This window comes from Larsenimonas suaedae (genome assembly GCF_023712105.1).
GTDB classification, from domain to species: domain Bacteria; phylum Pseudomonadota; class Gammaproteobacteria; order Pseudomonadales; family Halomonadaceae; genus Larsenimonas; species Larsenimonas suaedae.
Genome location: NZ_JAMLJI010000001.1, coordinates 252,310 through 265,813, shown reverse-complemented (window position 1 = coordinate 265,813; position 13,504 = coordinate 252,310). Strand labels below are relative to the sequence as shown.

At 62.2% G+C, this 13,504-nt stretch carries 14 protein-coding genes; 1 reads left to right on the top strand and 13 read right to left on the bottom strand.

Going from position 1 to position 13,504, the window contains the following annotated elements; all coding sequences use genetic code 11:
- Position 1: 1 nt before the first annotated feature.
- From NAT49_RS01245 to NAT49_RS01215, 7 genes are all read right to left on the bottom strand, one after another.
- Positions 2-733 (bottom strand): energy transducer TonB, encoded by a 732-nt coding sequence (locus NAT49_RS01245; protein ID WP_251589719.1) that lies wholly within the window; start codon positions 731-733, stop codon positions 2-4.
- On the bottom strand, positions 730-1,140 hold the full coding sequence (locus tag NAT49_RS01240; protein WP_251589717.1) for an ExbD/TolR family protein: 411 nt from the start codon (positions 1,138-1,140) through the stop codon (positions 730-732). Before NAT49_RS01240 ends, NAT49_RS01245 begins: the two co-directional genes overlap by 4 nt.
- Positions 1,133-1,669: a MotA/TolQ/ExbB proton channel family protein gene (locus NAT49_RS01235; protein WP_251589715.1), complete on the bottom strand. Its 537-nt coding sequence runs from the start codon at positions 1,667-1,669 to the stop codon at positions 1,133-1,135. The genes NAT49_RS01240 and NAT49_RS01235 overlap by 8 nt, the downstream gene beginning before the upstream one ends.
- Complete coding sequence (locus tag NAT49_RS01230) at positions 1,653-3,008, bottom strand: MotA/TolQ/ExbB proton channel family protein (RefSeq protein ID WP_251589713.1); 1,356 nt, start codon at positions 3,006-3,008, stop codon at positions 1,653-1,655. Before NAT49_RS01230 ends, NAT49_RS01235 begins: the two co-directional genes overlap by 17 nt.
- Positions 3,005-3,847, bottom strand: a complete 843-nt coding sequence (locus tag NAT49_RS01225; RefSeq protein ID WP_251589712.1) for a DUF3450 domain-containing protein — start codon at positions 3,845-3,847, stop codon at positions 3,005-3,007. The genes NAT49_RS01230 and NAT49_RS01225 overlap by 4 nt, the downstream gene beginning before the upstream one ends.
- A 216-nt stretch (positions 3,848-4,063) precedes the next feature.
- Positions 4,064-4,990, bottom strand: coding sequence for an electron transfer flavoprotein subunit alpha/FixB family protein (locus tag NAT49_RS01220; protein WP_251589711.1), 927 nt, complete (start codon positions 4,988-4,990; stop codon positions 4,064-4,066).
- Positions 4,990-5,739, bottom strand: a complete 750-nt coding sequence (locus NAT49_RS01215) for an electron transfer flavoprotein subunit beta/FixA family protein (protein ID WP_251589710.1) — start codon at positions 5,737-5,739, stop codon at positions 4,990-4,992. Before NAT49_RS01215 ends, NAT49_RS01220 begins: the two co-directional genes overlap by 1 nt.
- Before the next feature lie 358 nt (positions 5,740-6,097).
- On the opposite strand from NAT49_RS01215, the gene NAT49_RS01210 reads away from it, so the two are divergent.
- Positions 6,098-7,750: an electron transfer flavoprotein-ubiquinone oxidoreductase gene (locus NAT49_RS01210; RefSeq protein WP_309619137.1), complete on the top strand. Its 1,653-nt coding sequence runs from the start codon at positions 6,098-6,100 to the stop codon at positions 7,748-7,750.
- 24 nt (positions 7,751-7,774) lie between these two features.
- Here the strand turns inward: NAT49_RS01210 and NAT49_RS01205 are convergent, their stop codons facing one another.
- The 6 genes from NAT49_RS01205 to tmk all read right to left on the bottom strand — a co-directional run bounded on the left by NAT49_RS01205 (position 7,775) and on the right by tmk (position 13,499).
- Entirely contained in the window at positions 7,775-9,988 is a 2,214-nt protein-coding gene (locus NAT49_RS01205; protein WP_251589709.1) for an ATP-dependent helicase, read from the bottom strand.
- A complete protein-coding gene (locus NAT49_RS01200; protein ID WP_251589708.1) occupies positions 9,985-10,524 on the bottom strand; it encodes a DUF1285 domain-containing protein in 540 nt (179 codons plus the stop codon). Before NAT49_RS01200 ends, NAT49_RS01205 begins: the two co-directional genes overlap by 4 nt.
- 11 nt (positions 10,525-10,535) lie before the next feature.
- Positions 10,536-11,411, bottom strand: coding sequence for a TatD family hydrolase (locus tag NAT49_RS01195; RefSeq protein ID WP_251589707.1), 876 nt, complete (start codon positions 11,409-11,411; stop codon positions 10,536-10,538).
- 90 nt (positions 11,412-11,501) lie between these two features.
- Positions 11,502-11,840: a PilZ domain-containing protein gene (locus NAT49_RS01190; protein WP_251589706.1), complete on the bottom strand. Its 339-nt coding sequence runs from the start codon at positions 11,838-11,840 to the stop codon at positions 11,502-11,504.
- Between the two features lie 31 nt (positions 11,841-11,871).
- A complete protein-coding gene (locus NAT49_RS01185) occupies positions 11,872-12,864 on the bottom strand; it encodes a DNA polymerase III subunit delta' (protein WP_251589705.1) in 993 nt (330 codons plus the stop codon).
- Positions 12,855-13,499, bottom strand: a complete 645-nt coding sequence (gene tmk, locus NAT49_RS01180; RefSeq protein WP_251589703.1) for a dTMP kinase — start codon at positions 13,497-13,499, stop codon at positions 12,855-12,857. The genes NAT49_RS01185 and tmk overlap by 10 nt, the downstream gene beginning before the upstream one ends.
- Positions 13,500-13,504 lie beyond the last annotated feature (5 nt).

Sequence of the window (13,504 nt, the reverse complement as noted above, 5' to 3'; positions counted from 1 at the left end):
GCTAGCCTCGCAGCTTGAATTCGATGCGCTGACGGGTCTGGCGCATTTGGGGCTGCGGCGGATAGCGCCACTGAGCCACCGCGTCCTTGGCCGCCTCATTGAACGTCGAGCCCGGGCGCGACTCAATAACGCGGATCGAGGCCTTATCGACCCGCCCGTTTCGCTGAATGACGTATTGAAGCTCAACAAACCCCTCGGTTCCCCGAAGCCGAGCCCTGCGCGGGTATTCAGGCAGCACCTTGCGCGTCGGGTTGGGCGACCCGGAGCGCTCGGCGGTGGTTTCCTTCATCGAGCCGCCGCTGGCGCTCGAGGCGGTCTGGGTCTCGGTCGGCGCACTCTTGGACGGTTTTGCCGGCTGAGGCGTCGGTTTGGGCGCCGCCTTGGCAACCTCCAGCTGAGGCGTTGAGGTCTTGGTTGGCGTGACCTTGGGCGACACCGGCGGTGTCTTGGTCGGCGGAAGCGTTACCGGACTCTGGGCCGAAGCCGACGGCGCCGGCTGCGCCTCTGGCCGAGGCGGCGCGGCCGGCGGCGTGCTGGGACGCGCCGCCTCGGGCTTGGCGGTCTCACCTTTTGCCTTCTGCGCCTGAACCGCTTCGGTCATCGAGATCGAAAGCTTCTTCGGCGGCTCCTCAATGCGCTCCGGCGGCGCAACCATAAGCGCCAGCATGTAAAAAAGCGCCAGCGCCAGCACCGCACCGAACGTCAGCCCCCCCAGGCGACGCAGATAGCTCATGGGCCGCTCCGGGTAGCCGCCACGGCCACGTTATCGACCCCCGCCTGGCGGATCGCGTCCATCGTTTCGACCAGAAGCCCGGTCTGCGAGCGGCGATCGGCCTGCACCACCACGTTGCCGCTGCCCTGGCGCACGGCATCGGCCACTTTCTGACCGACCTGATCGGGGCTGACCGTTTCGCCGTTGAGCCAGAGCGTGCCATTGGCAGTAATCGCGACCAGCACCTGCGCGCTTTGCTGAGACACGGCCCCCTTGGCTTCGGGCCGGTCGATCTCGACACCGCTTTCGCGCACGAAACTGGTCGTCACGATAAAAAAGATCAGCATGATGAAGACCACATCCAGCATCGGGGTCAGGTCGACCCCGGCCGTGGCGTCTTCTTGAAGTTGACGACGACGTCTACGCATTACCCTGCTCCTCCAGGGCGCGAGCCATGCGGTCATGCAGCCGCTGATCCTCACGCCGGACGATGTGTTCGAAATGACTGGCAAACAACAGCCCCACCACCGCCACGGCCATACCGGCAAGCGTCGGAAGCGTTGCGCGCGCGACACCATCGGACATGGCGCGGGACTGACCGGTGCCGGCAAACGCAAGCGTGTCAAACACCTGAATCATGCCGGTCACCGTCCCCAAAAGCCCCAAAAGCGGGCAAAGCGCCACCAGCACCTTCACCCACGGCAATGTGCCCCGGAGTCTGCGCAGAAGCTCATCGCTCCAGTAGGCGCGAAGGGTGCGCGCGCTCCAGCTTGAGTGGTCGCGCCGGCGCTGCCAGCGATCCAGCAGCTGGCGCCGGTCGCGTCGGTACCCGAGGCGCCAGTAAAGCAGGCGCTCGACTGCAAGGCCAAAGAGCACCATGGCCACGAACAGGATCGCGACCAGCACCGGCCCGCCGGCATCGCTCAGGCGCTCGATGGGATCAAGCAGTTGGTACATGACCCTTGCCCTCGCCGCCTTCGAGCCGCTCGGCCAGATGGGCACTGGCCTGCCCTTCGAGCACGTTCAACAGTTTGCGGCTGCGTGAGCTCAAGGCCGTATGCGCGAACAGCAAAGGAATCGCAACGATCAGACCGATCACGGTCGTGATCAGCGCCTGCGAGATGCCACCCGCCATCAGTTTGGGGTCACTGCTGCCAAATACCGTGATTGACTGGAACGTGCCGATCATGCCGGTCACGGTCCCCAGTAGCCCCATCAAGGGCGCAATGGCCGCAATCAGCTTGACCAATGACTGGCCGCGCTCGATCACCGGCTGCTCGGCCAGGAGCAGCTCATCGAGTCGCGCCTCGAGCGCTTCGGGCTCGCTGCCGGGATGAACGTTCTTGAACCGGGCCAGCACGCGGCCAAGCGGATTGTCAGTGCTGGGCGTGTTCAATGATTTCACCTGAGCACGCACCTTTTGATAGATGCGCTGCAGATACGCCCACTGCGCGATCGCGACCAGAAGCCCCAACACGCCGAGCCCGAGCGTGATGTAACCAACCACCCCGCCCTGAGCGAGGCGGTCGGTAAGACTTGGCTGATCCGCCAGCGCCTTGACGATCTCGCCATCGGAGACGTCCAGCGGCACGATGCCGCCTGAGTCAATGAAACGCGCCATCGCGTTCTTGACGTCACCAGGCGTTGCGGGTGCAAGCGTCAGCGGCTGGCCGGCCTTAGGAAGCCGCAAGAGGCCCTGATCGGTAAAGGCCATGACGTTACCGATGCGCGCAACAGACGCCGGTGCGACCGTGCCGTCCTGCCCGGCCACCGGCTCTGAATCAACGCTTACCTGCCCGGTGGCCACCAGGAGGCTTGCCAGCTGATCGTTCAGGTTTGAGAGCGTATCCGCGCCCGGCAGCGCATCGTCGTCCAGCGGGCCAGGTACCGTGACGCCCTTGAACGCGTGCGCCCAGCTCGCATCGAGTGACTGGTCGAGCTTGCCAAGCTGCGCATTGAGCGTCGAGGTAATCGCGGTGACGTCACCGCCCTGCTGGCCTCGCTGGGTGCCTAGATCATCAAGCACTTGTTGTTGCTCATCGAATCGGGCCTCGAGCCTCGACTGTTTGGCCTTGGCCTGAGTGAGCCGGTCAGTGGCCTTGTCAAGTTCGGCCTGAAGCGCGCTCTTGTCATTGGCAAGCTCGGTCAAGCGTGCCTGATCACGCGCCTCGGCCTTCTGCGCCTCGGCGGTATACTGCTTGACCGCCTCATCAAGCGAGGTCGGCGCCGCAAGCGCATGCGACGCCCCAAGCACGGTAAGCGTGCCCAGAAGCAGCGCTTTTGCAGTACGCATCATTGGGCACCTCCCTGAGCATTGTCGTTGTCGTTGTCGGTGGCGGCGGACGCGCCGCGTTGAGTGGCATCCAGCGACAGCGGCAATGTCAGAAGCTCGGGGGCCTGCTGATCATGCGCCATCTTGACCGCGTGACGCAGGGTCACGACCTGATCATGCTCGAGCGGCTGCCAGGCGCCTTCACGCCAGACGGCGCCGCGCTTGCCGTCAAGACTCAGGTAGTAGTACCCCACCCGGCCGATGCGTACGAACTGAACCTGTGCCGGGGCCTCACTATCGGCCTTTTCATCGAGAGACAACGCCCCCCGCCAGGTATCAAGCCCGTCGCCATAGCCAATCTCGGCGCGCCATACGCTAAGAATGCGCTTGAGCTTGTCGCTTGCGCTCATGTCGGATTGACCAAGCATGGTTTCAAGGCTGTCGATTCGGGCCAGCCGGTCGTCGCGACGAAAGGGAAGATCGGCCTCGACCAGCGCCCTGAGCCGCGACACCATCGCCTCCAGTTCGCTCGGAAGCGCCTGCTTCAGGCTGCCAGCCTGTTCAAGTGCTCGCGTTTGCGACTTGATGCGCTGGGATTGATCGTTGACCTGGCGCTCGAGCGACTCGTTATACGTCGACAGACGCTTGGCGGATTGCTCGGTGTCACGCAGCTTGATCAAGAGTTCCTTGGTTTCATCGTCGGCATCGTTAATCGCCGACTGAATGGCCTGCTGTGTCGCCTGATGTTCGGTGGTGGCGTCTCTGAGCGCAGACGGGGCTCCGATCGCCGGCAATGACAACAGCGCCACACCCAGCGCGCCCGTCATGGCCGCCAGCCGCCCGGTTGGTATCCGACACTTCACTCGCATCTCCAGACTCATCGCATGAAAGGGTAATCATGGGTGCCTTGATACACCGCACCCGGTTAATTCGGCAAGGCGTACGCTAATACAAACAAGAACAATTATCAATTAAACTTGCCATCGGATCAGTTCGCCGCGCCTGCCGTTCATGGGGTCTATAAACGCAAAAAGGCATGGCGAAGCCATGCCTTTGATCGTGCCTTACGCGAGGGGACTTCAGAGCTTTTGGGCAAGCTCCGGCAGCACCTCGAACAGATCCCCGACCAGCCCGTAATCGGCAACCTTGAAGATGGGCGCTTCATCGTCGTTGTTGATGGCGACGATGACCCGCGAATCCTTCATGCCGGCCAGGTGCTGGATGGAGCCTGAAATACCAACGGCGATGTAAAGCTCTGGCGCCACGATCTTGCCGGTCTGGCCGACCTGCATGTCGTTGGGCACATAGCCTGCATCGACGGCGGCGCGAGAAGCGCCGATCGCGGCGCCCAGCTTGTCGGCGACCGCCTCGAGCAGCTTGAAGTTTTCACCATTGCCCATGCCACGGCCACCGGAAACAACGACGCCGGCGCTGGTAAGCTCTGGCCGCTCGCCTTCCGGACGCGCTTCGCTGACAAAGCGTGAGGTGGTCGAGACTTCGACCACGGTCACCGGCTCAATCGACGCGGCGCTTTGCTGGCCAGCCGGCTCAAACGCCGTGGCCCGAAGGCTCACGATCTTGAGCGCATCGAGACTCTTGACGGTGGCAATGGCACTGCCGGCATAGATCGGGCGACGGAAGGTATCGCTTGATTCAATGGCGATGACGTCGGTCAACGGTGACACGTCCTTGAGCGCGGCCACCCGCGGCAGGACGTTCTTGCCGGTGGTAGAGGCGCTTGCGAGCAGGTGCGTGTACTCACCAGAGAGCTCGACCAGAACCTTGGAAACGTTCTCGGCCAACACGTGCTGATAGGCCTCGTTGTCCGCAACAAGCACGCGAGAGACACCGTCGATTTCGGCAGCCTGACGCGCGGCGCCATCGATCTGATGGCCCATCAGAACCACGTCGATCGGCTCACCAAGTGCCTTGGCGCCTGCAACCACGCGCGCCGTGGCCGGGTCGAGCGCACCGTCCTGGTGCTCTGCGAAAATAAGGGTTGCCATCAAATCACCTTCGCTTCGTTTTTCAGTTTATCCACCAGTTCATCGACACTGCCCACACGCACGCCTTCCTGACGCTCGGTGGGCAACTCGACCCGCACCAGCTCGACCCGGGGCGCGATGTCCACGCCCAGATCGGCCACAGCGCGGGTGTCGACCGGTTTTTTCTTGGCCTTCATGATGTCGGGGAGCTTGGCGTAGCGCGGCTCGTTCAAACGAAGGTCGGTGGTAATCACCGCCGGCAGGTTCAGCGACAGTGTTTGCAGGCCGCCATCGATTTCACGCTCGACCGTTGCAGTATCGCCCTCGATCGCAACCTTGGACGCAAATGTCGCCTGAGCCCAGCCCATCAGCGCGGAAAGCATCTGGCCGGTCTGGTTGTTGTCGGTGTCGATGGACTGCTTGCCCATCAGGACAAGGTTCGGCTGCTCATCCTCGACCACCTTCTTGAGGAGCTTCGCCACACCCAACGACTCGACCACCTCATCGGTTTCAAGATGAATGGCCCGATCCGCCCCGAGCGCCAGCGCGGTGCGAAGCTGTTCCTGGGCGGCCTTTGGCCCGACCGTGACGGCCACGACCTCGGATGCGATGCCGCGCTCTTTCAGCTGAACCGCTTCTTCGACCGCGATCTCGCAAAAGGGATTCATGGCCATTTTTACATTGGTCAGATCAACGTCTGAGTTGTCGGGCTTGACCCGAACCTTGACGTTGTAATCAATCACGCGTTTTACCGCGACGAGTACTTTCATGAGGTCCTCGTTTCTTTAAGTAGGCCGAAATGCCTTATAAGAAAAGCAGTTCCGGCGTGGCGTCTAAACCCGTAAAACATATGTCAGATCAAGGCGGTGGCACCGTCTGGATCCGTTCGAACGCGCGCTTGGCCTGTGCCGATACGGCCGGCCGAGATTCCCGCATTCGATAAAAAAATGCCACAATAGCGACAACTTACATCGCGCACGCATTCAGCGAAGACGCGGCGCTTGATGGAATGAGTCAGAGTGTAACACGGCTCAAAAAAGATGAAGCCGCTCCAGCTTATATGGAGATCAGGCCCAATGAATAAAAGAGCATGTTCGGACCGCCCCGAATGAGAGGAGAGACCGTCTAGTGGATGATGAACGCGAGTACATGGATTTCGACGTGGTAATCGTTGGCGCCGGCCCGTCGGGGCTTGCCGCGGGCTGCCGATTGATGCAGCAGGCCAACGAGGCCGGCACGGAGCTCTCCGTCTGCGTTTTGGAAAAAGGGGCGGAAGTCGGTGCCCATATCCTGTCGGGCGCCGTGTTCGAGCCCCGCGCCCTGGACGAGCTGTTTCCGGACTGGGAGGCACGCAAGGCGCCTTTGACCACACCGGTCAGCGCCGACGACATCTACCTTCTCCGCGATGAGGAAAATGCCACCCGCATTCCCCATCTTGCCGCGCCGAAAACGATGCTGAACGACGGCAACTACGTCATCAGCGCCGGCAATCTCTGCCGCTGGCTGGCCGAACAGGCCGAAGAGCTCGGCGTCGATGTTTTCCCGGGTTTTGCCGCTCAAGAAGTGCTTTTCGGGGACGATGGCGAGGTTCAGGGCATTCTCACCGGTGACATGGGGGTCGGCCACGATGGCGAGCCCAAGGACACCTATATGCCCGGCATGGGCATTCGCGGCAAGTACACGCTCTTTGCCGAAGGTGCGCGTGGGCATCTGGGCAAGGCGCTGATCGAGCATTACGCACTCGACGCCGACAGCGACCCGCAGCACTACGCCATCGGCATCAAGGAGCTTTGGGACGTGCCGGCCGAGCACCATCAGCCCGGCCGTGTCGTTCACACCACCGGCTGGCCGACCGAGGGCCACGCCCATGGCGGTGGCTTTCTCTACCACGGCGACAATCAGCAGGTCATGGTCGGACTGATCCTCGATCTGAGCTACGAAAACCCGTGGGTGTCCCCGTTTGATGAAATGCAGCGGATGAAGCATCACCCCGTCATCAGCGAGCACTTGAAGGGCGGCACCCGCGTGGCCTACGGCGCCCGTGCGATTGCCAAGGGCGGCTACAACTGCCTGCCGAAGATGGCGTTCCCGGGCGGGCTTCTGATCGGCTGTGACGCCGGCACCCTGAACTTTGCCAAGATCAAGGGCCTGCACACCGCGATGAAATCCGGGATGCTTGCCGCCGAGAGCGTGTTCGAGGCCCTGGCCTCGGGCGATGAGGGCGGCAACACGTTAAGCGGCCACGCCGAGCGCTTCGAGCAGAGCTGGGTGTATGAAGAGCTTTATCAGGCGCGAAACTTCGGCCCGGCGATCCACAAGTTCGGCACCCTGCTCGGTGGCGCCTGGAACACGCTGGATCAGGCGATCAAGGGCAAGCTTCCGACGCTTCATGACCGTACGGCCGACTACGCCAAGCTTGAAAACAAGGACCGCTTCGAGCCGATCGACTACCCGAAACCGGATGGCGTGCTGTCGTTCGACAAGGCCTCGTCGGTGTATCTGTCCAACACCAACCACGATGAAGACCAGCCGAGTCATCTAAGGCTTAAAGACCCAGGCGTTCCGATTCGGGTCAATCTGCCCATGTACGCCGAGCCCGCACAGCGCTACTGCCCGGCCGGGGTCTATGAAGTGGTCGAGGACCAGAGCGGTGCACCCCAGTTCCAGATCAACTTCCAGAACTGCGTGCACTGCAAGACCTGCGACATCAAGGACCCGGAGCAGAACATCGTCTGGGTCGCCCCGGAAGGCGGCGGCGGCCCCAACTACCCCAACATGTAACCACCGGACGCACTCGGGCGCTGCCTAGCGGCCAGGCCGCAGCGGCGCCCGATCGGCCACCAGCTTCCGAGTGCCGGCCTTATCGAACCGCACGGTCAGAATCGTCCGTGCGCCCTCGCCTTCAATGGCCTCGATCGTTCCTGCGCCGAACACATCGTGAATGATTGCCTGTCCGGCGACCCAGTTCGTTGCCTGGGCGCCTGCAACGAACGATGAATCACCTCCCCCACCGGTCATCGGCTCAAACGCTACGGTGGAAGCACCCACTGCATCGGCGTAACGGGCCGCGAGGGCCGGTTCACTGACCGCCACCGGCGTATCACCAACCTCACTGGCAAGGGCTTCTGCGATGCGGTTGGCGCATTCAGGCGCGCACTCGTCAACAAATCGGCTCAGCGTTTGCCCCGGCTCACATACAAGCGTCAACCGCGACCGGGCCCGGGTAATGCCAACGTAGAAAAGACGGCGCTCTTCAAGAAGCCTCGAGGGGGTCAGCGGACTGTCACGATGGTAGAACGGAAAGTCTTCCTCGTTGAGCCCGAACAGGATCACATGATCCCACTCGAGCCCCTTGGCCCCATGCACCGTCGAGACCACCACACCATCGTTTCGATCCTCGATCGGCGCCTTCAGCATATCGATGAAGCCCGCCGGGTCGCTTTCCATCACCCGCGCCTGTTCAAGCAGCACATCAAGCAGACGGCCATCCTCTTCCCCCTTGTCCGGCCGAGCCGCCGCGCGCTTTAACACCGCGTGTGCGTTCAGGGTATCAATCACGTGAGACAGCACGGTTGCCGGCGTCCAGCGGCCGGCGTTTCGCGCCAGATCATCGATCAGCTGCCAGCGCTTCTTGAGCGTACGCTGTTGCGCGCGGGACAGGCCATTGAGCATCGGGTCGCCCCGTTCGAACCAGGCGTTTTGAAGCGCCAGCTGCCGGCACAGCACCTGCAACCGCTCGCGGGCGACAAAGGGCGTGGGTTGAGCAAACAGCAACAAAAGATGCTCGGGCTCATGAATCAGCCGAGGGCTGCGCGCAAGCTCCAGATACCCCGCCAACGCCTGCACCAGCGGCAGACGAAACACGAACCGCTCCTGACGTCCGACCTGAAACGGAATGCCGGCCCGCAGCAGTTGAAGCTGCACCGGCACGCTCAATGACCAGTGCCGCACCAGGACAGCGGTATTTGAAAGCTCTGATGCGTCGTCCTTGAGCGTGGTTAGTGCCTGCTCAAGAGTCGAGACCCGCTCGAAGGTGCTGGACGGCGTGCCTGGCGCAGCGACGCATAAGGGGCGGTCCGTGCGCGGGTTGTGGCGAATCAGATGGTTGGCCATCAGCGCGATGCGATGGCCATGACGAAAGGTATGCGGCAGTGCGAACTGGGTGCTGTCACCGAAGGTGCGCGTGAAGGCCTCGCTCATTGCATCCGGCCGAGCGCCCCGCCATTCATAAATGCACTGATCGGCGTCACCGACGGCCATGATCGACGCATCGGGTCCGGCGATCTGGGCCAAAAGCTGAAGCTGGCCTTCGTTGATGTCCTGATACTCATCGACAATGATGTGCTCGACGAACCCCTGCACGCGCTGGCGCAGGGCCGGGTCAGTCAGAAGCGCCTGATAGGGCCGAAACAGCAGATCGCTGTAGGTCATGAGCCCTTGAGCCTCCATGCTTTGCTGAAGCTCGGCGTAGGCCTCGATGTAATAGCGCGCCTCACGGCCATAGCCATCACGCTCGAACAGCGCCTCAGGCGTTACCAGCTCAGCCTTGACCAGCTCGCAGAATTGACCGAATTCCTCGAGCCGCTCGGGCTCCAGCGCCCATTCAAGGCGCTCACGATCCTCCCCGATCACCGCACCCACGGCCTGTTTCAATAGCCGTTCACGCTGCCAGTCGGCCTGAATCAATTGCCGGGGCGCAAGCGCGCCCCAGCGGGTCAGCGTTTGAGTCAGCCGGTGGCCGATGGAATGGAAGGTTCGCACCTGAGGCATCGGATAGACGCCGGCAAGCGTCTGTGACAGCTTTCTGGAAAAATCATCCTTGGCCTGCCGGTTGAACATCAGCACCATCACCCGCGGCGCAGCAACGCCTGCAGCAAGTAGGTGCTCGACCCGGGCAACCATGGTGGTGGTCTTGCCGGCGCCGGCCACCGCCGTGACCCGCGCGTGGCCGGTTCCATGCGCTATGACGCACTGCTGCTCACGTGTAAGCGCCCGTGCGGGCGCGTGCTCCGAACTCATGAGGCCGACGTCATCCGCCCCAGTACGTGCCAGTGCCCCTGACTTTCGACACCGACCTCCAGCACGCCGTCGCTTTCACGCGTGTCACCGCTCTCGACCCAGCGGTAGAACACATTGCGATGAAGCCGCGCGGTCAGCCCGAAACGCACGTCCACTCTTGGCGGCGTGTCGTCGCCATCGAGGCGCAGGGGATGTTCACCGTCAAGCGGGATGCGATCGCCAACATCACTGATCAGCACCCAGCCCGCCTCGATCGGCTCAACGTCGATGATCACGAACGGGGTGTCCTCGACCTTGATGCGCAGCTTTTCGGCGGGCGTGACCAGATAGTAGTGCCCATCGTCTTCACGACGCATTAGCGTTGCCAGAAGCCGCCGCAGGCGCTCACGGGTAATGAGCGCGCCTTCGTGCCACCACTGACCGTCATGGTCTATTTCAAGCGGCATGTCACCACAAAACGGCGGATCCCAGGCCATCAATGGGGGAATGGAATCCGGCGGATGGCCGTCCAGATGAGCGATGATTCGTTGCAACATATCGTGACGCCTCAGCCTCGAAAGGCCGCGTTGAGCTGACCCAGCTGGCTTTGAATGCGCTGCGGCATCTTGGGTGCCGCGCGTTTGAATAGGTGATAGAAGTTGGCTGTGGTCTGCATGGCCACTTCATCGAGTGAAATGCCTCGAACATCTGCAATGGTGCGGGCGACCTCGACCACATAGGCCGGCTCGTTGGTCTTGCCACGGTAAGGTACGGGCGCGAGATAGGGGCTGTCGGTTTCGATCAGGAGTCGGTCAAGCGGCAAGACCCGCGCAAGCTCACGCACGTTTTCTGCCTGATTGAAGGTCACGATGCCGGAAAGCGAAATATAAAAGCCCATCGCGATGGCCCGACGGGCCATATCAAGATCATCGGTAAAGCAGTGCAGCACCCCGCCCACCGCAGGATCAATGTAACGCTCGAGCAGCTCAAGCGTCTCCTCCTTGGCCCCGCGCGTATGGATGATGACCGGCAGTTCGCTTTCACGTGCGACCTGCAGGTGACACGCAAAGCGTTCGCGCTGAACATCGATCGGCACCCGAGGCGGCTGACCTCGGTGCTCGACGAAATCGAGCCCGATTTCTCCGACTGCGACCGGCTCGAAGGCGTCGATGGCGTCGATGAGCGCCTGGCGTTCAAGCTCCGTTTCCCGCGACTTGAGCGGATGCACGCCGAGCGCATAGATCACATCGTCATGAGCACGGCTGATGTCGATGGTTTTCTGGGCGTCGTCAGGGTCGGTGATGATGGCCAGGAACTGGCTGACGCCGTCGGCGCGTGCGCGCGTAAGCAGCGCATCGATGCCGTCGTCGTTATCGGCAAGGCCCAGCATGTCCAGATGGCAATGGGAGTCGATCATCGGGATCGGGTTGGCTTGCGAAGTCATGCGTACTGCCTTTTCATTGATCGATAAAGGCGCCAGTTTAGCAGCTTGAAGGCCATTCTCGCAGAGTTCGCGCGTGGGGCATGCCTTGAATCAGAGGGTATAACTCATGTGCGGTTCGGCAAGCCGCTCACCGAGCAGCGCCTCGATCGTTGCACAGAGCCCGCTTTCACCGGGGTCGAAATGAACCCCAATGCCGGGCAGGCGACGGCCGCTCATCCCTGCCGGAGAGACCCAGGCCACGCGGCCGGAGACCGGCATCAGGTCATTGCTTCCCGGCAGCGACAACAGAAGAAAAACGCGTTGACCGAGCTCAAACCGGTCTCGGGTCGGCACGAATACCCCGCCATATTCCAGAAACGGCATGTACGCCGACAAGAGCGTATCGAGATTATCAAAGCTTAGAGACAGCGCTTTATTGGACGAACTCATGACACCTCCTTTCCAGGCCAACGCGACCGGGTCACGCGCGAAGCAGCGCCGCCCACCGAATCAGCCAGGCTTCGAACACCAGCTGCGCATTGGGGTTCCCGCCCTTCGCCACCAGTTGACGCTGCTCCTTGGCGTAATCGAGCAGACGAAACCAGTCCCGTACCCGGCCGTTCTTGATCGCTTGACGGTATAACGGCAACAGGTCGCGATTGCGTACCCCCCGCTCATCGCCGGAAAGGCCAAGTCGGATCAAATCCTCCAGCCAGGTAATGCCATACCAAAGCGAAAGATCAAGCGTCTGGCGATCAAGCCGCGCCGCTTCAGAGACCGGGTCGGCGCCGCGAATCAGGCCGTCGAAGCTGTCCATCAGCTGCTGTCTGAGTTTTCGACGCTCGGGCTCGGCCAGACGCGCAGCCAGAAGCGGCACATCCCCGGCCACGTTCAGCCAGAATTCGGCGTCATCCGGGCTCATCTGGTACGTCTCACCAAGCCACTGAAGAGCCACGTCATGACGCGGCAACGGCAGCGTCCACTGCTGACACCGGCTTCGAATGGTCGGCATGACCCGCGACACCACATCAGCACTCAGCAGAAAGAGCGTACGCTCCCCCGGCTCTTCCAGACTTTTCAAAAGCGCATTGGCCGCCGCCGTATTCATACGCTCTGCAGGCGAAAGATCGATGACGCGGTACCCGCCCTGCTGCGCGGTTTGCGAGACAAACGTACTGACATCCCGAATGGTATCGACACGAATCAAGCGCCCGGCGTCCTGTGGATGCACATGAAGCACATCCGGGTGGTGTCCGGCGCGCCACATTCGACAATCATGGCATTCACCGCAGGCGTGAGCGGCGCCACGCGCATGCCGACACAGCACCCGCGCGGCAAACGCGCTGGCAAGCTGGGCCTTGCCGACGCCTTCCGGCCCGCTAAGCATAAGGGCGTGCGGCAGACGCTCATGCGTCAAAAGGCGTGTGAACTGCTCGAACAGGGGCGCCTGCCAGGGATAGGGCGTCAGTTCCATGCCGCCAGCAACCGCGTCAGTGCCTCATCGATGCTCCCCTGAACGTCCTCGAGGGGACGAGCGGCGTCAATCGTCTCGATGCGCTCCGGCGCGCGCTGAGCCGCGGCCAGATACCCGGCTCGCACACGCTCGAAAAAGACCGAGCGTTCCTGTTCGAAACGATCCGCCTGCCCGCCACGCGATGCCAGACGCTCGGCCGCTGCCGAGACCGGCATATCGAGCAGCAGCGTAAGATCAGGGCTCAGCCCTTGTTGCACCAGCGCTTCAAGGTGCTCAATGGCTTTTGTATCGCAGCCCCTGGCCGCGCCCTGATAGGCGTAGGTCGCGTCCGTGAAACGGTCACAGACCACGAACGCCCCGCGCGCGAGCGCCGGGCGAATCACCTGCTCGAGATGCTGGGCTCGCGCGGAGAAGACCAGCAGCAGCTCAGCCAGGTCGCTCAACGGCTCTTCGCTATCAGGCGCCAACAGTAAGCCACGAATCTGCTCGGCGCGAGGTGTCCCCCCGGGTTCACGGGTACGAATGACCTCATGCCCCATCGATTCGAGGCGCTCGCACACGAATCGAACATTGGTGGTCTTGCCCACCCCTTCCGACCCTTCAAGCGTAATGAAGGCGCCCCGGCGTACTGTCATCGCTG